Genomic DNA, 22,483 nt, shown 5'->3' with positions numbered 1-22,483 from the left:
CCACCGGGCCGTGAAACGACACCGCCCGCCCAGGCCGTGACGGGCTGGGCGGGCGGTGGAAGCGCTGGGCGCGCCAGGCGCGGCCGGGGGCGCTTACTTCTTGTTGCGACGCTGAACGCGAGTCCTCTTCAGAAGCTTGCGGTGCTTCTTCTTGGCCATACGCTTGCGACGCTTCTTGATGACAGAGCCCACGGAACAACCCTCGCTCACTGAGACTCTCGCCCGTGAGAGACGGAGTCCATACGACTGACGTGAGGGCCTAGCCTACCTTCCGGTTGCCCGGGGCTGTAAATCGCGCCCCCGGCAACCGGAGAACTCGGGGGAAATCCCCGGCGAACGGGTGCGGGGCCCACCGGTGTGGACCCCGCGCCCGCGCGCCCGCGCTACGCGCTCTCGAGCCGCACGTAGGACTCCTTGAGGTACTCGTGCACCGCCTGCTGGGGCACCCGGAAGGACCGTCCGACCCGGATGGCCGGCAGCTCTCCGCTGTGCACCAGCCGATACACCGTCATCTTGGACACCCGCATGACCGCGGCGACCTCCGCCACGGTCAGGAAGACGACTTCCTGAAGGGGGCGCTCGACGGAACTCATGACCATCACCCGACCCTTACCCGTGTGCAAGGCACCGGCTTCCCCTCCGGTGACTCCACCGGCACACGTGTATCCCCAGAGTAGTTATGGGTGGTACCAGTGGGAAGAGGGGAAGTGCAGTCCTCGTACGGTGAGAGATAGGACTGTTGCAGTACGTAGCCGACCGGCGGATGGCACCGCTCGGCGTACGCACGGCCCCGCCGGGACGCGGTCCGGGCGCGGCCGGGAAGGCGGATTCAGGCCAGCAGTCCGTGCAGCGGGAACACCGCTCGCCGGGTGGCGAGGATGGCCTGATCGAGCCGGTCGGCCGGATCGTAACCCGAGTCGAAGTCGCGCCAGACCGGGCGGGCGCCGTCGGTCATCCGCAGCGGGGCCGGGCGGCGGGTGCGGCGGTAGACCTCGGCGCGCCAGGACTCCGGGGTCTCGGTGGCCGGGTCGACGGGCCGGGCGGCGGCGGTGGCGACCAGGTGGGTCCAGGTGCGCGGGACGACGTCCACCACCGCGTAGCCGCCCCCGCCGGTGGCCACCCAGCGGCCGCCGGCGTACTGGTGGGCGAGGTCGTGCAGCGTCTCGGCGATCAGCCGCTGGGCGTCCACGGTGACGGCGAGGTGGGCGAGCGGGTCCTCCAGGTGGGTGTCGGCGCCGTGCTGGGTGACCAGGACCTGCGGCCGGAAGGCGTCGAGCAGTTCGGGCACCACGGCGTGGAAGGCGCGCAGCCAGCCGGCGTCGCCGGTGCCGGCGGGCAGCGGGAGGTTGGCGGCGGAGCCCGGGGCGTCCTCGCCGCCGGTCTCGATCGACCAGCCGGTCTGCGGGAAGAGCGTGGCGGGGTGTTCGTGCAGCGAGACGGTGAGCACCCGGGGGTCGTTCCAGAAGGCCGCCTGGACGCCGTCGCCGTGGTGCACGTCCACGTCCACGTAGGCGACCCGCTCGGCGCCGAGTTCCAGCAGCCGGGCGATGGCCAGCGCCGGGTCGTTGTAGACGCAGAAGCCGGAGGCCTTGCCGGGCATCGCGTGGTGCAGCCCGCCGGTGAAGTTGACGGCGTGCGGGGTCTCGCCGCGCCAGACCGCCTCGGCGGCGGCCACGGACTGGCCGGCGATCAGCGCGGAGGCCGAGTGGATCGCCGGGAAGGACCAGTTGTCGTCGGTGCCGAGTCCGTGCAGCGGGTCGGAGCGTTCGGGGTGGGCGGCGGCGTTGCGGACCGCCTCGACGTACTCCCGGGTGTGCACCAGCCGGAGGGTGGACTCGCCGGCGGGCGGTGCGGCCCGGACGGTCACCCCGGGCCCGCTGCTCAGCCCGAGGTCCTCGACCAGGCGCATGGTGAGGGCCAGCCGGGTCGGGTCCATCGGGTGGCCGGGGCCGAAGTCGTAGGCGGTGACGGCCTCGTCCCAGAAGAGGTGCAGGCCGCAGGGGGTGTCACGCTCGGCTTCGGGCATGGCCTCCACCGTAGCGGGTGGCGGTGGCCGGACCGCTGCCAGGGCACGCCGGGCCGGTGCCCGGGGGGCGGCCGAGCGGGGCGGGTGCGCGATGAAACCACGGACGTTGTGGGGCGGCTGTGGAGGCGGGTGTTGAGGCGGTACAGACAAAAGCTTTGAGACTCCATATCCTCTCCGCCATGAAGCCATTCAGCGTGCAACGCCTTGGGGTAATTCTCGCTGCAATACTGGGATTTGGCGTCTTCTTTGCCGCCCAGCCGGCCTCCGCCGCGGTCGGCGGCACCACCTTCGCGGTCGACAAGTCGGCGGCCAAGGCGGGAGACCAGCTGACCCTGACGCTGTCGCTCACCAACAGTGAGAACAGCCCCATCTACTTCGCCTACGAGTCCGTCCAGCCGACCTGGCCGGCCAACACCCAGGCCGGAGCGTTCACCGTCACCGGTTGCACCGGCGACACCTCCGACTGCGTGACCAACGGGAACAGCGCCAACTTCCACTTCAACGCGCCGATCGCGCCCGGGGCGACGAAGAGCGTCACGCTCACCGTCAAGATCACCGACACCCCGGCGTGGGGCACCGCGCCGTACACGCTGAACTGGGCGCCGTACGTCTACTACGAGTTCGGCCAGGTCGGCGGCACCACCACGGCCAAGGACCAGAGCTGGACCTACGGGGTGCCCGAGCTCCAGACCGTGATCAGCTGACCCCACGTCCCGTCGACCGCCCCCGCCGTCACCCGACGGCGGGGGCCGGGGCGTGTCGGCGGCAGTCGAGGGCGATGTGAAGGCGTTGCAGACAAGACCTTCACAGATCCCTATCCTCTCCGCCATGAAGCCATTCGGCGTGCAACGCCTTGCGGTAATTCTCGCTGCGATACTGGGACTTGGCGTGATCTTCGCCGCCCAGCCGGCCTCCGCCATCCCCCAGATCGGCGGCACCGCGTTCTCCGTCGACAAGAAGACGGCGGCGCCGGGCGATCAGCTGACCTTGACCCTGTCGCTCACCAACACCGAGCCCAACGCCATCTCCTTCGCCTACCTGTACGTCCAGCCGACCTGGCCGACCAACCAGCGGGCCGACGTGGTCACCACCACCGGCTGCGGCGGCGAGAGCGTCGACTGCTCGTACGGCGGCTTCAACAACGGCGCCGCCTTCCACCTCACGACGCCGATCCCGCCGGGCGCCACCCGCACCGTCACGGTCACCGCGCGGATCACCTCCACACCGACCTGGACCGGGTCGTACACGCTGAACTGGGCCCCGTACGTCTACGCCGAGTACGGCTCGGACGCCCCGGGCTTCAACAAGGACGGCCTCTGGGCAGGAGGACTGCCCGAACTGGAGACCGTGATCAGCTGACCCCACGTCCCGTCGACCGCCCCCGCCGTCACCCGACGGCGGGGGCGGGGGCCGGAACCGGCGCCGGGGCGAAGCGCTCGGCCAGCGGCAGGACGGCGAGCACCAGCAGCATCGGGGCGAGCAGCGCCCAGCGGTACGAGCTCGCGTCCGCGATCGCCCCGACCAGCGGCGAACCGAGCAGGAAGCCCACGTAGTTGAAGAGGTTGAGCCGGGCCACCGCGGCGTCCGAGTCGGCCGGGAAGAGCCGGCCGCCGGCCGCGAACACCTGCGGGATGATCGCGCAGATGCCGAAGCCCAGCACGGTGAAGGCGGCGATGCCCGCCCAGGCGGCGGGCGCGACCGCGGCCAGCCCGAAGCCGAGGGCCGCCAGCGCGGCGCCGGCGCGGACCACCGGGACGGCGCCGAAACGCTGCACCGCGCGGTCGCCCAGGGCCCGGCCGAGCAGCATCGCGACCATGTAGCCCAGGTAGGAGAGCTTCGCGAGGTCCTCCCGGCTGCCCAGCCCGTCGGTCAGGTACTTGACGCTGTAGTTGGAGACCGAGGCGTCCGCGATGTACGCGAAGGCCATCGCCAGGCAGAGCGGCAGCAGCGGACGCCAGGGGACGGACCGGGCGGCGGCCTCGGCGGCCTCCCGGACGGCGTCGCCGAGTTCGGCCGGTCCCGCGAACCGCGTGCCGGTCAGCAGGGCGAGCGGGGCGATCACCGCGGCGGCCGTGCCGAACAGCACCGGCAGCCCCAGGTCGTAGTGCGAGCCGAGGCCCGCCAGGGCCGCGCCGAGGATGCCGCCGAGGCTGAACGCGGCGTGGAAGCCGATCATGATCGAGCGGCCGTAGCGGTGCTGGAGCCCCACCCCGAGCATGTTCATGCTGGCGTCCAGCGCACCCACCAGCAGCCCGAACGCGCCCAGCGCCAGCGCGAGTTGCCACAGCGTGCCGCCCAGCCCGGCGGCCGCCAGGCTGAGGCAGACGGCGGGCTGGACCACCCGCAGCACGGCCCGCGCGCCGGTGCGCCTCACCAGCTGCTCGGAGGCGATCGACCCGACTCCGGCGAGCACCGGCACCGCGGCCAGGAAGACCGGCAGCAGCCCGTCGCTCAACCCGTACCGGTGCTGGATCTCCGGGATGCAGGTGACCAGCAGGGCGAAGACGGTGCCCTGGAGCAGGAAGCTGACGGCGAGTGCGGCCCGCCCGGCCCGCAGGCCGGGCGCCACGGGGGACGGGACGGGCCGTGCGGACGGTGCGGCACTCACGCGGACCTCCAGGCGGACTCCACACGGACCTCGCTGACGTCGCCGGCCCCACTACCGACCGGTAGGACGATGTTGGCGAGAGCGTAGGGGGTGCGCCGCGATTACGGGAGGGGTCGCGCAGCGGTCATTTTCCGCCCGAGGCCAGCTCCCGGGAGCGGTCCCTGGCCGCCTCCAGGGCACCGAGCAGTGCGGCCCGCACCCCGTGGTTCTCCAGCTCGCGGATCGCCGCGATGGTGGTGCCGGCCGGCGAGGTGACCGCCTCGCGCAGCTTCACCGGGTGCTCGCCGGAGTCGCGCAGCATCACCGAGGCGCCGATCGCGGACTGCACGATCAGGTCGTGCGCCACCTGCCGGGGCAGGCCGAGCAGGATGCCGGCGTCGGTCATCGCCTCGACCAGGAAGTAGAAGTAGGCCGGACCGGAGCCGGACAGCGCGGTGGCCGCGTCCTGCTGCGACTCGGGCAGCCGCAGCGCCTTGCCGACCGAGCTGAAGATCTCCTCGGCGCGCGCCAGGTGCTCCTCGCCCGCGTGCGAGCCGGCCGAGATGACGCTCATCCCCTCGTCCACCAGGACCGGGGTGTTGGGCATCACCCGGACCACCGGGGTGCCGGCCGCCAGCCGCTCCTCGAACCAGGCGGTGGGGACGCCGGCCGCGGCCGAGATCACCAGCCGGTCCGCGCCGACGTGAGGGGCCAGCTCGTCCAGCAGGGTGCCCATGTCCTGCGGCTTGACCGCGAGGATCAGGGTGTCGGCGAGCTTGGCGGCCTCGGCGTTGGAGACGGCCACCACGCCGTAGCGGGCGGCGAGTTCGACCGCGCGCTCGGGGCGGCGGGCGGTCACCAGGACGTCGGCCGGGTCCTTGCCGGCCCGCAGCAGACCGGAGAGCAGGGCCTCGCCGATCTTGCCGGTGCCCAGGAAGGCGATCTTCTGTCCGTGTGCTGCGCTGCTGCCCATGGTCCGCTCCTTGCCTCGGTACTACGGCCTTGCCCCGGTGCTGCGGCCATCCTCGCACCGCCCGGCGGCGTACGCGGGGACCGTCCGCTCCGTGGTCGCCACGGACCGGAACGGCCTTGCCCCTAGGGAGGAAAGTCGGGGGTTTCCCCTATGGCCTCCGCGCTCCGGCAGGCGCACCGTGGAGCCATGGCACACGACGAAATGTCCCGACGTGAGAACCGGCAACTCGCCGTCGCCTCGGCGACCGTGGGCCCGTGGCGGACCGCCGCGGGGGTCGGTGCGGTGGTGGGGGCGACGGCCCTGGGGATCGAGGCGATCTCCGGGAACTGGTCGCTGAGCATGCTGGCCTCACCGGCCGGCTGGGGTCTGTTCTTCTTCTTCCTGGTCGGCACCGTCGGCGGCCGGCTGCGGCACGACACCACCGACCGGCGGCTGCGCCGCTGGGCGGACGAACACCCGTGGCAGTCGGCGCTCCCGGCGGCCGGCGGACTGCTGGCGCTCAACACGCTCGCCCAGCTGTTCCTCGGCGACGAGGGTCTGTTCGGCGCCTTCTTCGTCTCGCTGCTGCCGGCCGGTCTGCTGCTGGCGATCGCCGGGGTGGTCGGCTCGGTCAAGCAGGCCCGCGGCAAGGGCTGAGCGGGACGGACCCGGGCGACGAACGGCCCGGGCGACGGCGCGGACCCGGGCGACGAACGGCCCGGGCGGCGGCGCGGTTCCGGACGAACCGGGGTGAACTGTCACCCGATCCGCACGAGTTCACCACGTGGTGTGCCCCCGATCGGCGCACCGTCACCCCCCGTCGTCATACTGGCGCGATGCCGATAGCCGAAGATCCGGAACCGCGCCCCTCCGGGGGCGACGAGCCGGGCGGGTCCGACCCGTCCGGGACGGGCGAGAAGGACCCGTTCGCCGACCTCGTCCTGGACGAGGAGTTCATCAGGGGCGCCGCCGTCAAGGAGCAGAGCGGGCGCACCCGCATGCTGTCCGCCCGGTGGAAGCACACCCCGCCCGTCGACCCGGGCGGCCGCCGCTCGGTCAACGACGGCCCGCAGGCGTCCAAGCGCCGGTTCGGCCGCAAGCCGAAGCCCGCCGCGCCCGACCCGTGGGGCAACCCGCGCCCGCGCCGCCGGCTGGAGTGGCGCGCGCCGCTGTTCGTCGCGCTGGCCGTCGCCGTGGTGCTCGCGGCGCTGAACGTCGACGCGCTGCGCGACTGGTACTCGTTCCGCTGGGGTGCGGGCGCCTCGGCCCAGCACTCGCCGGTGCCCACCGTCGCCCCGGAGACCGCCAAGCCGACGACCGCGCCGCCGAAGGCCCCCGCGGAGCAGCCGACCGTGGACCACCCGTGGGCCGGCTCCCCGGCCGAGGGCTGGCCGAACGGCGCGGAGGCCTTCGTGCTCCCCGAGGCCAAGGCCACCGGCGTCTTCTCCGCCGACCAGGTCGCCGCCCAGCTGCAGCTGGTCAAGGACTACCTGACCGCCGCCGACCTGGACCCGAAGACGGTCGGGGGCGGCCGGCCGGACGCCGCGCTCGCGCTGCTGCTGCGGGAGGAGCGCGACGGAGCGGTGGCCGCTCTGGACAACCCGTCCGAGAAGAACGACCCGACCAGCTGGTTCAGCCGCTTCGACCCGCGCGACGCCATTCCGGTGGGCGACGTGGTCAAGGTGCAGGGCCGGATGACGTACGAGGGCGACGGCGACAAGGGCGTCCTCGTCCACACCGACTTCAGCTTCGTGTACGCGCTGCGCCCCGGTCCGGACGCCGCCAAGCGGGCCATGTCGCCCAAGCCGCCGACCGGCGCCCCGCAGCCGACGAAGCCGACCGCGCCCCAGAACGGCGCGGCCAAGCCGGCGGGCCTGCTCACGCCGAGCGGCGACGTGTCCGGGGACACCTGGACCACCCGCACCATCGTGCGCCGGGTGGAGACGTTCCGTTTCTACGACCCGGGCCGCTACCCCGTCGATCCCAGGAAGATCGCGTTCGGCGAGAGCCAGACGGACCCCGCCAACTCGGCCTGCGGCGTCTACGACGGCTACTTCCACCCGCAGTTCGACCAGTTCGCCGAGCTGCAGTCGGACGCTCCGGGCTCCCGGCCGACCGGTCCCGAGATCGACCCGTACGACCGCAGCAAGGACATCCAGCCGGCCGACGAGTGCGGATCCGTCAGCCGGACCTGACGATCAGCCCTTGCGCTTCCCGCCGGGTCGGCCGCTGCGGCCGGCCCGGCGCTTCTCGTACTGCTCGACGGCCCGCTGGTGGGCGGCCCGCCGGACCGCCTCGCCCGGGGCCTCGACCAGGCTGCGGGCGAAGTAGGCGAGGAGCGAGCCGGCCCCGCCGATCATCCACACCGCGCCGAGCGACCTGTCCTCGGCCATCCAGCCGGTCAGCTTGTCCTTGCCCTCGGTGAGCACCTTCCAGGTGCGCCGCACGGCCATCATCGAACAGACCACGATGGCGGCGGTCAGCAGCCCGTTGAGGAAGCCGCCGTTGTCGGAGAGCGCGACGCCCTCGACGCCGAAGCGCAGCAGCAGCACCGCGGCGGCGGCCGCGGCCAGGGAGCCGACCGACACGGCGACCCGGCGCAGCCAGTAGCCGTTGTCCCGGTTCAGCCAGGTGATGCCGAACCAGCGGATGGGCTCCGGCTCGGGGGCGCCGGCGGGAGTGGGGGCGGGGGTGGGGGGCTGCTCGCTCACACCGTCGATTATCACCCGACCGCCGCACACGGCGGAGGAGCCGTCCCGGGCCGGTGGGACGGCTCCTCCTTCCTCGTTCCGTGCTCCTCGTTCCGTGCTCCTCGTTCCGTACGAGGCTCCGTACGAGGTGCCCCGTACGGGCCCGTACGGGCTCAGCCCAGCTTGGAGACGTCGCGGACGGCGCCCTTGTCGGCGGAGGTGGCCATCGCGGCGTAGGCGCGCAGGGCCTGGCTGACCTGGCGGTCGCGGTTCTTCGGCCGGTAGCCGCCCGCGGCTTCCAGGGCGCTGCGGCGCTCGGCCAGGACCTCGTCCGGGACCTCCAGGGAGATCCGGCGGCCCGGGATGTCGATGGCGATGGTGTCGCCGTCCTCGACCAGCGCGATGGTGCCGCCGGAGGCCGCCTCCGGGGAGGCGTGGCCGATGGACAGGCCCGAGGTGCCGCCGGAGAAGCGTCCGTCGGTGACCAGCGCGCAGGCCTTGCCCAGGCCCCGGCCCTTCAGGAAGGAGGTCGGGTAGAGCATCTCCTGCATGCCCGGGCCGCCCTTGGGGCCCTCGTAGCGGATGACGACGACGTCGCCCTCCTTGACCCGCTTGGCCAGGATCGCCTCGACCGCGTCCTCCTGGGACTCGACCACGACGGCCGGGCCGCTGAAGGTCCAGATCGACTCGTCCACGCCGGCGGTCTTCACGATGCAGCCGTCCTCGGCGAGGTTGCCGTACAGCACGGCCAGGCCGCCCTCGACCGAGTAGGCGTGCTCGACGCTGCGGATGCAGCCCCCGGCGGCGTCGGTGTCCAGCGACTCCCAGCGCTCGGACTGCGAGAAGGCCTCGGCGGAGCGGACGCAGCCGGGGGCGGCGTGCCACAGCTCGACGGCCTCGGCGGAGGGCGAACCGCCGCGCACGTCCCAGGTCTTGAGCCACTCGGCGAGCGAGTCGGCGTGCACGGTGTGGACGTCCTCGTTGAGCAGCCCGCCGCGGTACAGCTCGCCGAGGATGGCCGGGATGCCGCCGGCCCGGTGCACGTCCTCCATGTAGTACGAGCCGTTCGGCGCGACCTTGGACAGGCAGGGCACCTTGCGGGAGATGGCGTCGATCGCCCGCATGTCGAAGTCCAGCTCGGCCTCCTGGGCGGCGGCCAGCAGGTGCAGGATGGTGTTGGTCGAGCCGCCCATGGCGATGTCCAGGGCCATGGCGTTCTCGAAGGCGGCGCGGGTGGCGATCGCCCGGGGCAGGACGGAGGCGTCGTCCTGGCCGTAGTGGCGGTTCGCGATCTCGACCACCGTCCGCCCGGCCCGCTCGTACAGGTCCTTGCGGGCGGTGTGGGTGGCGAGCACCGAGCCGTTGCCGGGCAGCGAGAGGCCGATCGCCTCGGTCAGGCAGTTCATCGAGTTGGCGGTGAACATGCCGGAGCACGAACCGCAGGTCGGGCAGGCGTTCTCCTCGATGATCGCGATGTCCTCGTCGGAGACGTTCTCGTTGACCGCCTGGGAGATCGCGTCGACCAGATCGAGCTTGCGCACGGTGCCGTCGACCAGGGTGGCCTTGCCGGCCTCCATCGGGCCGCCGGAGACGAACACGGTCGGGATGTTCAGGCGCAGCGCGGCCATCAGCATGCCCGGGGTGATCTTGTCGCAGTTGGAGATGCAGATCAGGGCGTCCGCGCAGTGGGCGTTGACCATGTACTCGACCGAGTCGGCGATCAGGTCGCGCGAGGGCAGCGAGTAGAGCATGCCGCCGTGGCCCATCGCGATGCCGTCGTCCACGGCGATGGTGTTGAACTCGCGCGGGATGCCGCCCGCCCGCTTGATCGCCTCGGAGACGATCCGGCCGACCGGCTGGAGGTGGGTGTGGCCGGGGACGAACTCGGTGAAGGAGTTGGCGACCGCGATGATCGGCTTGCCGAAGTCCTCGCGGGCTACGCCGGCCGCCCGGAGAAGCGCCCGGGCGCCTGCCATGTTGCGACCGTGGGTGACCGTACGGGACCTCAGCTCGGGCACTGTGCTCCACTCCTTCGGGGCTCTCGCGGGCACCCCGCTGCTGGGAGGGTTCGGGGCCCGCTGTGGGTACCGAGCCTACGCCCGCCGTCCGGCCGGGTGGACGGTCCGTCCGCGATGCGGGCAGGCGGCGGGGCGGGCAAGCCGTGGGGCGGGCAGGCCGTGGGCGGGCAGGCGGCGGGGCGGCGGCTCAGCGCCGCACGACGGCCACGGTGAGGTCGAGGACGTACGGCTCGACCACCTGTCCGTCCGGGAACTCGGCCAGCAGCGCCGCGCGCTCGCCGGCGAGCAGCGGCTCGCGCCGCTCCGGGGTCAGCGAGGCGAAGTAGGAGCGCGAGGTGAGGTTGTCGACCACCTGCTCGACGGACACCCGCCGTCGCCAGCGCAGCTGGGTGCGGCGGACCTCCAGCCCGGCGGCGGCGAAGGGGGCGGTCAGGTCGGCCACCCGGCCGTAGCCGTGGTAGCGGCCGGACAGCTCGGCGGCCAGCCGCTCGTCCCGGGCGCGCACCCACGGGACGGTCTCGTCGAAGAGGTTCCACCAGGCGGCGAGGGCCCCGCCGGGCCGCAGCACCCGGACCGCCTCGGGGACGGACCGCCCGGGGTGCGTCCAGTGGAAGGCCTGGGCGTAGGTGATCAGGTCGGCGCAGTGGTCGTGGAAGGGCAGGTCGTCACCGCCGCCGCGGACCAGCGGGAGCTGCGGGCAGACGGCCTGGAACTGCGCGGCCATCCCGGCGGACGGCTCGACGGCGACGACGTCCGCGCCACGGGCGGCCAGCAGGCGGGTGGCGATGCCGGTGCCGGCGCCGACGTCCAGGACCCTGGCCCCCTTGAGCCCCCGGCCCCAGAACCGCTCCAGCTCGTCGAACAGTTCCTCCGGGTAGCCGGGGCGGCCGCGGTCGTACTCGGCGGCCACCGCGCCGAAGCTCCCGGCCAGCTCGCGGAAGTTGCGGAGTCCGCTGAACTCCCGACTCCCCTTGCTCTCTTGACTGTTCGTCACTTCTCTCCCTCGGCAGGGCGGCCGGCGGTTCGCACCCGCTCCGGCCGGACGGCTCAGCGCACGTGCGACGGGGTGGCCAGGTGCAGGCGGGTGAAGGCGAGGGCCTCGGCCAGGTCGGCCTCGCGTTCGGCGGGGGAGGCCGAGCGGCGGGTGTTGACCTCCAGCACCACGTGGCCGTCGAAGCCGGTGCGGGCGAGGTGCTCCAGAAGCTCGGCGCAGGGCTGCTTGCCGCGGCCGGGGATCAGGTGCTCGTCCTTGCCAGAGCCACTGCCGTCGGCCAGGTGGACATGGGCGAGCCGGTCGCCCATCCGCTCGACCATGGCGAAGGTGTCGATCCGGGAGGTGGCGGCGTGCGAGAGGTCGATCGTGAAGTGCCGGTACTCCTCGTCGGTGACGTCCCAGCCGGGGGCGTACGCGAGCATCTCGCGGTCGCGGTAGCGCCACGGGTACATGTTCTCGACGGCGAAGCGGACGTCGGTCTCGCCCGCCATCCGGTTGATGCCCTCGACGAACTCCCGGGCGTACTGGCGCTGCCAGCGGAACGGCGGGTGGACGACCACGGCGCTCGCGCCGAGCTTCTCGGCGGCCGCCCGGGCCCGGACCAGCTTGGTCCACGGGTCGGTGCTCCACACCCGCTGGGTGATCAGCAGGCAGGGCGCGTGCACGGCCAGGATGGGCAGCCGGTGGGCGTCGGAGAGCCGGCGCAGGGCGTCGATGTCCTGGCTGACCGGGTCGTTCCAGACCATCACCTCGACCCCGTCGTAGCCGAGCTTGGCGGCCAGCTCGAAGGCGACGGCGGTACTCGCCGGGTACACGGAGGCGGTGGACAGCACCACCTTGGTGTCGGGGATGTGCAGGGCCGGATGCCGGGGCAGCACCAGCCGGTCGGTGGTGCGCAGCAGCGGCGGGCGGGCGGCGTCGCGCTTGGCGGCCTTGACCGAGCGGACGGACTGGACGGCGGCCTTGGCGGCGCCGGCGGCCCGGGCGGTGCGGGTCTCCTTCGGGGCGGACTGCTGCGCGGCGGGGGTCCCGGCGGTGGGCTGGTGTCCGGGGGCCGGCTTCGGCCCCTTCGCGGCCTTCGCCGTCTTGGCCGTCCTGGCCGTCTTGGCCGTCTTCGCCGTCTTGGCTGCGGCGGTCGTGGCGGCGGTCGTCTTCGCCGCTGCGGTCTTCGCGGTGCGCTGGGCGGCCTTGACGGCCTTCGCGGCCTGCTTGGCGGCCTGGGCGGCGGTGGCGCCCGTGACCGCCTTGCCGAGCCGGCGGCGCGGACCGTCCGGCCGCGACTGCCCGTTCCCGGGAGTGCGGCCCTCCTGCGTTCCGTCCTCGTCCGCTGGTTGCACCACGGGAGACAGCGTAAGCGGAGCACGCGGCGAACGGGACGGGATGACCGGCGCAGTGACCATCGGCACGTTGCCCCGGGCCCGGTCGGTCGGCGGTCCTCCGGGGCGCCCCGGCTCCGGGGCGGGGCGAACGGGGCCGGGCGGCCGCCTGGCGCGGCCGGGGGCGCGGACTACGGGCCGCGCCCCCGGCTTACGAGGTGAGCGCCGGGCGGCGGCGGTCGGCCGAGCCGTCCATCGCGTCCAGGCGGCGCAGGATGATGCCCTCGCGCAGCGCCCACGGGCAGACGTCCAGCTCCTCCAGCCCGAACAGGTCCATCGCGGCGTCGGCGACCAACGCGCCGGCCAGCAGCTGCTTGGCCCGCCCCTCGGAGACACCGGGGATCCGGGCGCGCTCGGCGACGGTCATCGCGGACAGCCGGGGCAGCCAGGAGGCCAGCCCACTGCGGGTGAGCCGGCGGTCGGTGTACGGACCGGCGTCGGCAGGGGCGGCGCCGGTCATCCGGGCCAGCTGCTTGAAGGTCTTGGAGGTGGCGACGGCGTGCCGCGGCGGGCCGAGCCGGATGATCTCGCCGACCACCGTGGCGAGCTCGGCCCGGATGTGGCGTCTCAGCTCGCGCAGCCCGTCCGGGTCGGCGACGTCCCCTGGCAGCCAGCGGGCGGTCAGCCGGCCGGCGCCCAGCGGCAGCGAGCAGGCGACGTCCGGCTGCTCGTCCAGACCGCAGGCGATCTCCAGCGAGCCGCCGCCGATGTCCAGGTTGAGCAGCCGGCCCGAGGACCAGCCGAACCAGCGGCGGACGGCCAGGAAGGTGAGCCGGGCCTCGTCCTGCCCGGAGAGCACGCGCAGCTCGACGCCGGTCTCGGCGGTCACCCGGCGCAACACCTCCTCACCGTTGGCGGCCTCGCGCACGGCGGAGGTGGCGAACGGGAGGATGTCGACGACGCCCTTGTCCTCGGCGACCCGCAGCGAGGAGGCGACGTGGCCCACCAGCCGCTCGATGCCGGCCTCCGTTATCGCACCGTCCGCGTCCAGCAGCTCGGCCAGGCGCAGCTCGGCCTTGTGCGAGTACGCGGGCAGCGGAGCAGCGCCCGGATGGGCGTCCACCACGAGGAAGTGGACCGTGTTGGAACCTACGTCGAGCACACCGAGTCGCATAACTCTCCACGCTACGCGATCCGGGAGCCGCCGAGCGGGGGGTGTGACGGTAGTCGCGCTGGTCCGGGACCGGTCGGCGGGCGGCGGAGCGGGGGTCGCCGGCCCCGGTCGTCCCTCACAGCGGGCCGTTCCTCACAGCAGTCCGTCCCACAGCTGCTCCACGATGACGGCCCACCAGTTCTCCGGGTCCGCGAAGACCGTGCCGTCCACCGCCGCCAGCGCCAGCTGCAGGGCGTCCACCGCCCCGCCGGCGGCCACCGGGTCGAGCCCGCGCAGAGCGGGCCACCAGCCGGCGAACACCTCCAGGCAGCGGACGAAGGCGCACAGGTCGGCGTTGCAGTGGCGGGCGGTCGCGTAGTCCGGGTCCACCGCCCGGACGGCTCCGGCCACCGGGTCGAGGGCCAGCAGCGCCCAGCCGTCCGTCCCCAGCAGCAGCTGCCCGGCGAGCGCCAGGCGCTCCCGCTCGGCCACCCTGGTACCGCGGCCCAGCTCGGCCAGGTACCCGGCGAGCGGGGGCAGGACGCCGCCCTGGCGGGCGCCGTCGGCGATCGCGTCCGGCCCGGGGTGGTGCAGGGCGAAGAACCCCGGCACGGCCACCGGGACGCCAACCGTCAGCAGCAGCGCGGCCGCGTCCCCGGGCAGCTCGGCGCGCGCGACGTCGGCCGGCTCGAAGCGCTGGACACCCGCCGGGCCGAACCGCTCCGCGAGCCGGGCGGCGAGCGCCGCGTCGGGCTCGTCGGGCGCGGGGCGCACCGCGCGGGGAAAGGGCACCCGGTTGCGGGCCGGACCGTCCGGCGACGCGGGCAGCGCCCGTACGGCGGCGGCCCGGTGGTCGAAGCGCGGGCCGTACGGGAGCTCGAAGTTGATCCGGGCGTGGGGCAGTTCGGCGGCCAGCGCGTACGACCAGTAGCCACCGGGCAGTGCGCTCGGCCGCAGGTCGGTCCGGACGGCCAGCACGTCCCCGGCGGCGACGCCCTGCTCGCGCAGCCACCACCAGCCGCGCAGTGCCGGGTGCGGCATGCCCGCCGCGGAACGCAGGGCCAGCGACCGCTCCTCGCCGGTGCCGTCCCGGTAGGTCAGCTCGGCCCGGGCACCCCGGCCGGTCGCGGGCGGGAGGGTCGGGTCGTAGCCGCCCGCGCCGACGAAGTCCCGGTACAGCCCGACCACTTCGTCCACCGGCACCGAGGGCCACACCGTGAACCGTCCGCTCTCCCGGTCCACCACGGCGCAGGCCGCCCCCACCTCCTCGGGCGCCCGCCGCTCCCCCGTCCGCGGATCCACCACCACCCGGGCGGGCTCGGCCCACACCACCCAGCCGAGCTCGAACTCATGCGTGCACACCCGCCGCACCGCCCCGGCCCCCTGCGGCAGATCCCCGTTGATCCACCGGTGCCCGGCCTCCACCGCCTGCGCCCGCGCAATCACCCGACCACCCCGTCCGTCCACTCCCAGCCCCATCCCGACCTGACCCGCGACCCTACGCCCCCATCACCATCCCCTGCGTGAGAAGTCGGGCGAGCCGACTTCTCACGCGGGAGCCCCGTAACTCCGCGGCCGGAGGCTGGCGCAGGAAGTCGGGCGGGCCGACTTCTCACGCACCCCCTCCCCCTCCCCTGCCTCTCCGCCGCAAGGCACGGGCCCAGCAGCGCAGGAAGTCGACCCCATCGACTTCTCACACCCCGTTCCCCGCCCCCACTGACGGGCGCCAGGCCAGGCACGCGCGGGAAATCGGGCGGGCCGACTTCCTGTGCGGGGCCTGGTGATTCGGGAGTGTCATGAATCAGGTGGACACCCTGATCAAGGGAGACGCCGATCTCGTGGTTCCCGCCGGGGTGGGTGGCACGGGGAGTCGGGGGCGGCTTCCGGTGGGGGCGGGTCAGGGGGTGGGGGTGAGGGGGCGGCCTTCGGGGGTGAGGGCGATGGCCCAGAGGCCGTGGGTGGCGGGGTGGAGGGGGGTGGGGGCCTGGCGGGCGAGTTGGTGGTCGAGGTAGGTGACGGTGTCCTGGTGGTTGACGGCGTTCCAGGCGTGCGGGCGGCCGTAGGCGTCGAGGGTGAGCAGTACGGCCTGGGAGCCGTGGCCGGCGCGGCGGAGGTCGTCGGTGAGGCGGTCGAAGGCCGGGCCGCCGTCGCCCAGGTCCCGGAAGGGGGCGCCGAGTTCGCGTTCCGCGCGGTCGCGGCCGCCGCGTTCGCCTGCGTCGCCCTCGGTGGGGATGCGCGGGGCCGCGCAGGTCGGGCGGCCGGTGTAGCACTCGACCGCCGAGAGGGCGATCTCCAGGCTGTTGTTGGCCCGGCCCGGTTCGCGGTGGCCACCGTCGTTGACGACCTCCGCCCAGCCGCCGACCGCCGGGTCGGGGTGGCGGACGGGCAGGCCGTCCTCGTCCCGGGGCATGCGGCGTTCGACCTCGGCCTGGTGCTCCGGGTCGACCGGCCCGAGCCCGCCCGGCAGGCCGTACGGTCGGCTGTCGGTGATGCTGCGCGGCCGGACCGCCGGGTCCTCCGGCTGGGCTCCGCGCCGTGCCCGCAGGGCGAGTTGGAGGGCCATCGCGTGGGCGGTCGCGACCGGCACCGCGCCCCAGGCGAGGGTGGGGTCGGCGAGGCCCGCCGCGTTCTCCCGCCGCCGGGCCTCCCCCGGGTGCGGCTCGGGCCGGCCGATCACCGGGGTGGTCCCGACGATCGGGGGTGCGGCCGGAGGCGGCGGGGCGGCGTGGACCGGCGGTCCGACGACCGGGTTCGGCGCGGCGCCGGCCGGGGTCCTGGCCCCCGGAGCGCCGGGCTGCGGCCCGCCGACGGCCGTACCGCCGCCCACCACACCACCCACCACACCACCAGGGCTGCCGGACGCGCCCGCCCCGACGCCGCTGCCGAACGGAGCCGCCACGTTCACGGGCCCGCCGCCGCTGCCCGCCAGCGGCCCGGGCCCGACGGTGCCGACCGGCCCGGGCGCCGGATACCCGCCGTGCCCGCCGTACCCGCCGCCGTACGCCGGGGCCGCGAACTGCCCGGGCGCCGCGACCGGCCGGACCGTCGGCGGGGCCTCCGGTGCCGGACCGTGCGAGGGACCGCCGACGGACGGCGCCGTGACGGGCGCGACCGGCGCACTCACCGAGTCCGTCCGTACGGTCACCGGCCCGCCGCCACCGCCCCCGACCGCACTGCCGTGCGAGGAGGCCGCGGGCGCCTGGAGCGGGTAGTCCCCGTCCGACCAGCCCGCCGACCCGCCGCCCTGCCGGACCGGAGCGGCACCGGACGGCACCGAGTCACCACCGCCACCGCCACCCCCGCCGCCACCGCCGCCACCCGCCGCCCGGTGCTGCCCCGCCGAGCCCCAGAGGCCACCCCCGCCCCCGGCCGCCACCGCACCCGAGCCCACACCCGCACCCGAGCCCGCACCCGCCGAAGCGCCCGCCGCCACCGCCACATCCGGCCCGCCGACCACCGCCCCCGGGTCCGCCACCGCGACCGAGGCCACCGTCACGACCCCCGGCACCTTCGGATCCGCCGGCCCGTCGGGCGTCCCACCCGCCGACGGCCTGTCGGCGCCGGGCTTGTCGCCACCCGGCCCGTCCGCCCCCGGCGTGAGCCCGGCGATCGGCACCCCGCGGACCGCCTTGCCGTCCTCGTCGGTGAGCACCGGCCGCCCGTGTTCGTCCAGTCGGACGGCCAGGTCCGCGACCCCGACCACCGGCTTCCCGTCCGGCCCGGGGACGACCAGCAGCCCGGCGGCGTCGGCGACCGGCGTGCCGTCGGCGCGCAGGATGACGGGCTGCCCGTCCGGGCCGAGGACCGGCTTGCCGTGCTCGTCCACCTTGACCGTCAGCCCGGGCACGCCGACCAGCGGCTTGCCGTCCTTCCCGGCGAGCAGGACCAGCCCGGAGCCGTCCGCGCCGAGCACGCCGGGTTCGCCGAGGGCGGCGGGCAGTCCGGCGGCGAGCGGGTCGAACGCGCCGGCGCGGTACGAGGCGGCGGTGATCCCCGTGCCCTGCGCGGTGCCGAGCTTCAGCAGGGCGACGGCGGCGGGCTCCTTGAGTGCGCCGGACAGGCCGTCCTTCATGGCGCGGCCGAGCTCGGCGAGCAGTCCGCCGATCTTCAGCGCGGCGGCCTCGACGGCGACGGCCGCCACCCCCGCCGCGACCTGCTCGGCGGCGGCGTTCTTCAGCTTGGTGGCGAGGCCGCCGACGGCGGTCTCCAGTCCGCCGACCACCCCGCTCTTCGTCGGGTCGCCGTCGACCGCCGCGGCTGCCCGGCCGGCCGCCTCCTTGGCCTTGGCCGCCTGCTCCTCGGCCTGCTTGAGCTCGGCGGCGAGCTGCCGCAGGGTCGCGATGATCTCGGCCTTGCAGGTGTCCACGGCCCGCGCGGCGGTGTCGAAGGCCCCGGCGACCAGCCCGACCGCGCTGTGCGCGTCGTCCAGGTGGCCCCTGCCGCCGCCGCTGAAGCCCTGCCAGTACGCGCCGAAGGCCTCGACCGCGTGGCCGGAGTTGTCGGCGGTGACCCGCCGGACGGACTCGCCGCAGCGCCGGGTGAGCCGGTCGGCCTCCTTGCCGAACTCACGCCAGACCCCGGCGGCCTTGCGCAGGCCCTCCTCGTCGGCCTGCGGCCACTGCTGGCCGGTCCTGGCCAGCACCGGGGCCAGTTCCTCGGGCAGTTTCCTGGACACGCGCTTTCCCCCTTCGAGCCGGTCCGCCTCGGACCGCTCCGTCCCGGAGCCGGTCCGTCCTGGAGCCGGATCGGTCAGACCGACTTGTCCCCGGGGACGACGGGAACGGCCCCCGGGGTTGCCTCGGGCACCGTCGAGTACACCGCGGACGTCACCGCCGACACCCCCGAACCAGCCGGCACCCCCGAAGCAGCCGCCGCCCCCGGGCCCACCGGCACCGCCGTGGCCCCGAACCCGCTCGCCGCCGAGCTGTCCGTGTCCGCCGTCCGCGCGGCCATCGTGTGCAGCCCGGCCCCGACCCCGGTCACCCGTCCGGCCAACCCCCGCAACCCGCCGACGAGTTCGCCGCGCGCCTGCCCGTACACGGTGGCGAAGCCGCTGCCCGGCTGGTCCGCGCCCCAGGGCGCGCCGATCGCGGCGAGCCCCTCCTCCAGGGCGGTGACGGCCTTCGCCAGTTCGCCGCCGAGCTTCTCGAACTCCCGCCCCTCGCCGTGCAGTTCCCACGGCCTGAGGACGAACTCCCCACCCGCGCGGCCGGACGCCCCGGTGCTGCCGCCTGTCATCCCCGTACCTCCCCGTAGCGGGCCCGTAGCGGACCGGCCGCCATCCTAGGCACGCCGCCGGGCCCGCCCGCACGCCCCGCCGGACCTCTTCACCCCGCCTTCACCCCGGCGTCCCCGCGGCGGGGGCCGCCATCCGTCCCGCCCGCGGAACCGCCCCCGGAAGCACCACCGGCACCGCCACCGGAAGCACCCCCGGAACCGCGACCGGTCCCGCCACCGCGCCACCACCCCCGAAAGCTCTACCCTTGCCGAGTGGCACCAGCAGAAACGTCCAAGAAGAAGGCCAAGGCGAAGCCCAAGGCCTCCCCCGCCCCCGTCGACCTCGCGATGCCGACCCTGCGCCGCGAGATCCCGCGCGACGAGGTCCCGCTCGACTTCCCCCGCGCCTGGGTCGAGTTCGCCGACCCCGCCGACGAGGAGCAGGTCTTCCGCTGCGACCTCACCTGGCTGACCTCCCGCTGGTCCTGCGTCTTCGGCCAGGGCTGCCACGGCATCCGCGAGGGCCGGGGCGAGTCGGACGGCTGCTGCACGCTGGGCGCGCACTACTCGGACGAGGACGACGAGCAGCGCGTCCTGGGGCACGCGGCCCGGCTGACCCCCGAGCTGTGGGAGAACTTCGCCGAGGGCACCGACGCCAAGGGCCGGATCAGGTCCGACGGCGGCATCACCATGCTGGACGAGGACGGCGACCGCCAGACCCGCCGGGTCGGCGGCGCCTGCATCTTCGTGAACAGCCCGGACTTCGCGGGCGGCGCCGGCTGCGCCCTGCACGCGCTCGCGCTCAAGGAGGGCCGCGAGCCGCTGGAGACCAAGCCGGACGTCTGCTGGCAGCTGCCGATCCGCCGCACCTACGACTGGATCGACCGCCCCGACGACACCCGCTACCTCCAGGTGTCGATCGGCGAGTACGACCGCCGCGGCTGGGGCCCGGGCGGCCACGACCTGCACTGGTGGTGCACCGGCGCCCCGGCGGCCCACCAGGGCGCGGAGCCGGTGTACGTCAGCTACCGTCCCGAGCTCACCGAGCTGATGGGCAGGGCCGGCTACGAGGTGCTGGCCCGGCTGTGCGAGGAGCGGATCGCCACCAAGGGCGACCGCAAGGTGGCCCCGCACCCGGCCGACCCGGTCAAGAAGCCCAAGAAGGCCTGACCGGGGTACCAGGGCGTCCGGCCCACCGGACGTCCTGGTGGGGCGGCGCCCGGAAGCCCGGGGCCGGGCCCGGGGCCCTACTTGTCGATGTCCCCGACCACGAAGAACATCGACCCCAGGATCGCCACCATGTCCGCGACCAGCGTCCCCGGCAGCAGTTCGGTCAGCGCCTGGATGTTGTTGAAGGACGCCGAGCGCAGCTTGAGCCGCCACGGCGTCTTGTCGCCGCGCGAGACCAGGTAGTAGCCGTTGATCCCGAGCGGGTTCTCGGTCCACGCGTAGGTGCTGCCCTCGGGTGCCTTGAGCACCTTGGGCAGCCGCTGGTTGACCGGGCCGGGCGGCAGCGCGGCGAGCTTGTCGAGGCAGGCGTCGGCGAGGTCCAGCGAGTTGAGGGTCTGCTCCAGCAGGCACTCGAAGCGGGCCAGGCAGTCGCCCTCCTCGCGGGTGACCACGGTGAGCACCTGCCGCAGTTCCTCGGAGCCGTACGCGAGGTACGGCTCGTCGCGGCGCAGGTCGAGGTCCAGGCCGCTGGCCCGGGCGATCGGGCCGCTGACGCCGTACGCCTCGGCCTGCGCCCGGGTGAGGACGCCGACGCCGGCGGTGCGGGCGCGGAAGATCTCGTTGCCGAGGACGAGGTCCTCGAAGACCGGCAGCTGCGAGCGCACGGTGGCGACGGCGGTGCGGACCCGGCCGAGCCAGCCGGCCGGCAGGTCCTCCTTGAGGCCGCCGACCCGGTTGAACATGTAGTGCATCCGGCCGCCGGAGGCCTCCTCCAGCACGTGCTGGAGGTCCTCGCGGCCGTTGAAGGCGTGGAAGACGGGGGTGATCCCGCCCAGCTCCAGCGGGTACGAGCCGAGGAACATCAGGTGGTTGAGCACCCGGTTGAGTTCGGCGAGCAGGGTGCGGATCCACACCGCCCGCTCGGGGACCTCCATGCCGAGCATCCGCTCGACGGCCATGACGACGCCGAGTTCGTTGGAGAAGGCGGAGAGCCAGTCGTGCCGGTTGGCCAGCATGATGATCTGCCGGTAGTCGCGGGCCTCGAACAGCTTCTCGGCGCCCCGGTGCATGTAGCCGATCACCGGCTCGGCGCTCACGATGCGCTCGCCGTCGAGCAGCATCCGCAGCCGCAGCACGCCGTGGGTGGCCGGGTGCTGCGGGCCGATGTTGAGCACCATGTCGGTGGTGCCCGCCGCGCCGGTGAAGTTCTCGGCTCCCGCCCCGATGCCGACCGTGGTCTCCCTCATGCCCCCAGAGTCTGCCATCCCGGCAGGCCCGCCAAGCTCACCGGTTCCGGCATGCGGACGGCCTGCACCAGCCACCCGAAGGCGCCGAGGCCGCCCGGGTCGGTCAGCTCGGCCCCCTCCCCCGCCCCGCCGAGCGCCCGCAGGTAGCCGGCCGGGTCGCTGGAGGCCAGCGCGAGCGCCGGGCGCTCGCCACTCACGCCGAGCGCGCGCAACGCCTCCCGTTGGGTTGTCCACAGGCTGTGGAGACCGGGCACGGCGGCGGAGTCCAGCGCGACGTGCGCGGTGACGTCGCAGGAGCCGTCCGGCACCGGGGCCACCTCCCGGCCGTCCCGGAAGCCCGCGTACGTGCCGAACGGCGGGCGCCGCCCGGCGGTGTGCCCGTAGTCGACGGCGACGGCCAGCCCGCGCTCCAGCCCGGCCACGGCCCGCGCCCAGGCGGCGTCGCGGGGAGCGCCGAACTCCACCACCTCGCCGGGCTCCACGGCCGGCCACCAGCGGTCGGCCCAGGCCGCGTCGGCCGCCGAGACCGGCTCGCCGAGGCGCTGCTCGCCGGTCCCGGTGTCCACCTCGAGGTAGCGCAGCACCCCGTCCTCGTCCACCTCGCCGCAGTCCAGCGGGACGTTGTCCAGCCACTCGTTGGCGAACAGCAGCCCGGTCACGCCGCGCGGCGGTTCGTCCGTCCACAGGGCTGTGGGCGGCAGGCCGGCCGGACGCCCGGCGATCTCCACGCCGTACGGGCGCAGCCGCGCCAGCACCGGCGCGGGCAGTTCGGCCAGGACCCCGGTGAGCAGTTCGCCCCGCCCGGCCCCCATGTCGACCAGGGCCAGCTCCTCCGGACGGCCGAGGGCCTCGTCAACCTCCAGCAGCAGCCGGGCCACCGCACGGGCGAACCTCGGTGAGGCGTGCACGGAGGTGCGGAAGTGCCCGGCCGGGCCCTCCGGCCTGCGGTAGAACCCCTGCCCGGGGTCGTACAGGGCCTGTTCCATGGCGGGCGCCCACCGCATCCAAGTCATGGGGCCGGACGCTACCCGGCGGGGGAAGGACCCTCCCAATCGGATCAGGTGCTTCTCCGACCTACGGAGTAGGGCGGATCGCCCTACTGGCGGACCTGGG

The 22,483-nt window shown here is 74.5% G+C and carries 20 protein-coding genes; 5 read left to right on the top strand and 15 right to left on the bottom strand.

Going from position 1 to position 22,483, the window contains the following annotated elements; all coding sequences use genetic code 11:
• Positions 1-93: 93 nt before the first annotated feature.
• From ACZ5OX_RS09285 to ACZ5OX_RS09275, 3 genes are all read right to left on the bottom strand, one after another.
• Positions 94-192: a 30S ribosomal protein bS22 gene (locus ACZ5OX_RS09285; RefSeq protein ID WP_003948845.1), complete on the bottom strand. Its 99-nt coding sequence runs from the start codon at positions 190-192 to the stop codon at positions 94-96.
• Between the two features lie 191 nt (positions 193-383).
• Positions 384-593 carry a helix-turn-helix domain-containing protein gene (locus ACZ5OX_RS09280; protein ID WP_045699258.1) on the bottom strand — a complete coding sequence of 70 codons (210 nt, stop codon included), beginning with the start codon at positions 591-593 and terminating at the stop codon, positions 384-386.
• Positions 594-829: 236 nt separating this feature from the next.
• Positions 830-2,026, bottom strand: a complete 1,197-nt coding sequence (locus ACZ5OX_RS09275) for an acetoin utilization protein AcuC (RefSeq protein ID WP_449809463.1) — start codon at positions 2,024-2,026, stop codon at positions 830-832.
• A gap of 179 nt (positions 2,027-2,205) precedes the next feature.
• Here ACZ5OX_RS09275 and ACZ5OX_RS09270 point away from each other — a divergent pair, with 179 nt between their 5' ends.
• Together ACZ5OX_RS09270 and ACZ5OX_RS09265 are read left to right on the top strand one after the other, a co-directional pair.
• A complete protein-coding gene (locus tag ACZ5OX_RS09270) occupies positions 2,206-2,730 on the top strand; it encodes a hypothetical protein (RefSeq protein WP_465629379.1) in 525 nt (174 codons plus the stop codon).
• Between the two features lie 184 nt (positions 2,731-2,914).
• On the top strand, positions 2,915-3,385 hold the full coding sequence (locus ACZ5OX_RS09265) for a hypothetical protein (protein ID WP_465629378.1): 471 nt from the start codon (positions 2,915-2,917) through the stop codon (positions 3,383-3,385).
• Between the two features lie 28 nt (positions 3,386-3,413).
• Here the strand turns inward: ACZ5OX_RS09265 and ACZ5OX_RS09260 are convergent, their stop codons facing one another.
• Positions 3,414-4,634 (bottom strand): MFS transporter, encoded by a 1,221-nt coding sequence (locus tag ACZ5OX_RS09260; RefSeq protein ID WP_465629377.1) that lies wholly within the window; start codon positions 4,632-4,634, stop codon positions 3,414-3,416.
• Between the two features lie 124 nt (positions 4,635-4,758).
• The gene (gene proC, locus ACZ5OX_RS09255) at positions 4,759-5,586 is read right to left on the bottom strand and encodes a pyrroline-5-carboxylate reductase (protein WP_402405829.1); all 828 of its coding nucleotides are present in this window, start codon (positions 5,584-5,586) and stop codon (positions 4,759-4,761) included.
• Between the two features lie 186 nt (positions 5,587-5,772).
• On the opposite strand from proC, the gene ACZ5OX_RS09250 reads away from it, so the two are divergent.
• Positions 5,773-6,222 (top strand): hypothetical protein, encoded by a 450-nt coding sequence (locus ACZ5OX_RS09250; protein ID WP_402405827.1) that lies wholly within the window; start codon positions 5,773-5,775, stop codon positions 6,220-6,222.
• Positions 6,223-6,401: 179 nt separating this feature from the next.
• Positions 6,402-7,760, top strand: coding sequence for an SCO2583/SCO2584 N-terminal domain-containing protein (locus tag ACZ5OX_RS09245; RefSeq protein ID WP_465629376.1), 1,359 nt, complete (start codon positions 6,402-6,404; stop codon positions 7,758-7,760).
• A 3-nt stretch (positions 7,761-7,763) separates the two neighbouring features.
• Here ACZ5OX_RS09245 and ACZ5OX_RS09240 read toward each other — a convergent pair whose 3' ends face one another.
• The 8 genes from ACZ5OX_RS09240 to ACZ5OX_RS09205 form a co-directional block, all read right to left on the bottom strand.
• A complete protein-coding gene (locus ACZ5OX_RS09240) occupies positions 7,764-8,276 on the bottom strand; it encodes a hypothetical protein (RefSeq protein ID WP_465629375.1) in 513 nt (170 codons plus the stop codon).
• 152 nt (positions 8,277-8,428) lie between these two features.
• Positions 8,429-10,273 carry a dihydroxy-acid dehydratase gene (gene ilvD / locus ACZ5OX_RS09235; protein ID WP_465629374.1) on the bottom strand — a complete coding sequence of 615 codons (1,845 nt, stop codon included), beginning with the start codon at positions 10,271-10,273 and terminating at the stop codon, positions 8,429-8,431.
• Positions 10,274-10,460: 187 nt separating this feature from the next.
• The gene (locus tag ACZ5OX_RS09230) at positions 10,461-11,267 is read right to left on the bottom strand and encodes a class I SAM-dependent methyltransferase (protein WP_465629373.1); all 807 of its coding nucleotides are present in this window, start codon (positions 11,265-11,267) and stop codon (positions 10,461-10,463) included.
• 53 nt (positions 11,268-11,320) lie between these two features.
• Entirely contained in the window at positions 11,321-12,124 is an 804-nt protein-coding gene (locus ACZ5OX_RS09225) for a sugar phosphate isomerase/epimerase family protein (RefSeq protein WP_449791048.1), read from the bottom strand.
• 670 nt (positions 12,125-12,794) lie between these two features.
• Positions 12,795-13,757, bottom strand: coding sequence for a Ppx/GppA family phosphatase (locus tag ACZ5OX_RS09220; protein WP_465629372.1), 963 nt, complete (start codon positions 13,755-13,757; stop codon positions 12,795-12,797).
• 132 nt (positions 13,758-13,889) lie between these two features.
• Entirely contained in the window at positions 13,890-15,098 is a 1,209-nt protein-coding gene (locus ACZ5OX_RS09215; protein WP_465629371.1) for an SUKH-4 family immunity protein, read from the bottom strand.
• A gap of 535 nt (positions 15,099-15,633) precedes the next feature.
• Positions 15,634-18,411 carry a toxin glutamine deamidase domain-containing protein gene (locus ACZ5OX_RS09210; protein ID WP_465629370.1) on the bottom strand — a complete coding sequence of 926 codons (2,778 nt, stop codon included), beginning with the start codon at positions 18,409-18,411 and terminating at the stop codon, positions 15,634-15,636.
• Positions 18,412-18,485: 74 nt separating this feature from the next.
• Positions 18,486-18,974: a hypothetical protein gene (locus ACZ5OX_RS09205; RefSeq protein WP_465629369.1), complete on the bottom strand. Its 489-nt coding sequence runs from the start codon at positions 18,972-18,974 to the stop codon at positions 18,486-18,488.
• Between the two features lie 252 nt (positions 18,975-19,226).
• Between ACZ5OX_RS09205 and ACZ5OX_RS09200 the strand changes: the two genes are divergently transcribed.
• Positions 19,227-20,123 (top strand): DUF3109 family protein, encoded by an 897-nt coding sequence (locus ACZ5OX_RS09200; RefSeq protein ID WP_392867763.1) that lies wholly within the window; start codon positions 19,227-19,229, stop codon positions 20,121-20,123.
• A gap of 77 nt (positions 20,124-20,200) precedes the next feature.
• On the opposite strand, the gene ACZ5OX_RS09195 is transcribed toward ACZ5OX_RS09200, so the two are convergent.
• Positions 20,201-21,370 carry an NADH-quinone oxidoreductase subunit D gene (locus ACZ5OX_RS09195; protein WP_449791006.1) on the bottom strand — a complete coding sequence of 390 codons (1,170 nt, stop codon included), beginning with the start codon at positions 21,368-21,370 and terminating at the stop codon, positions 20,201-20,203.
• On the bottom strand, positions 21,367-22,383 hold the full coding sequence (locus ACZ5OX_RS09190) for an SAM-dependent methyltransferase (protein ID WP_465629368.1): 1,017 nt from the start codon (positions 22,381-22,383) through the stop codon (positions 21,367-21,369). The genes ACZ5OX_RS09195 and ACZ5OX_RS09190 overlap by 4 nt, the downstream gene beginning before the upstream one ends.
• Positions 22,384-22,483 lie beyond the last annotated feature (100 nt).

Source organism: Kitasatospora sp. NPDC032121 (assembly GCF_055580145.1).
This window is presented reverse-complemented; position numbering and strand designations above follow the sequence as displayed.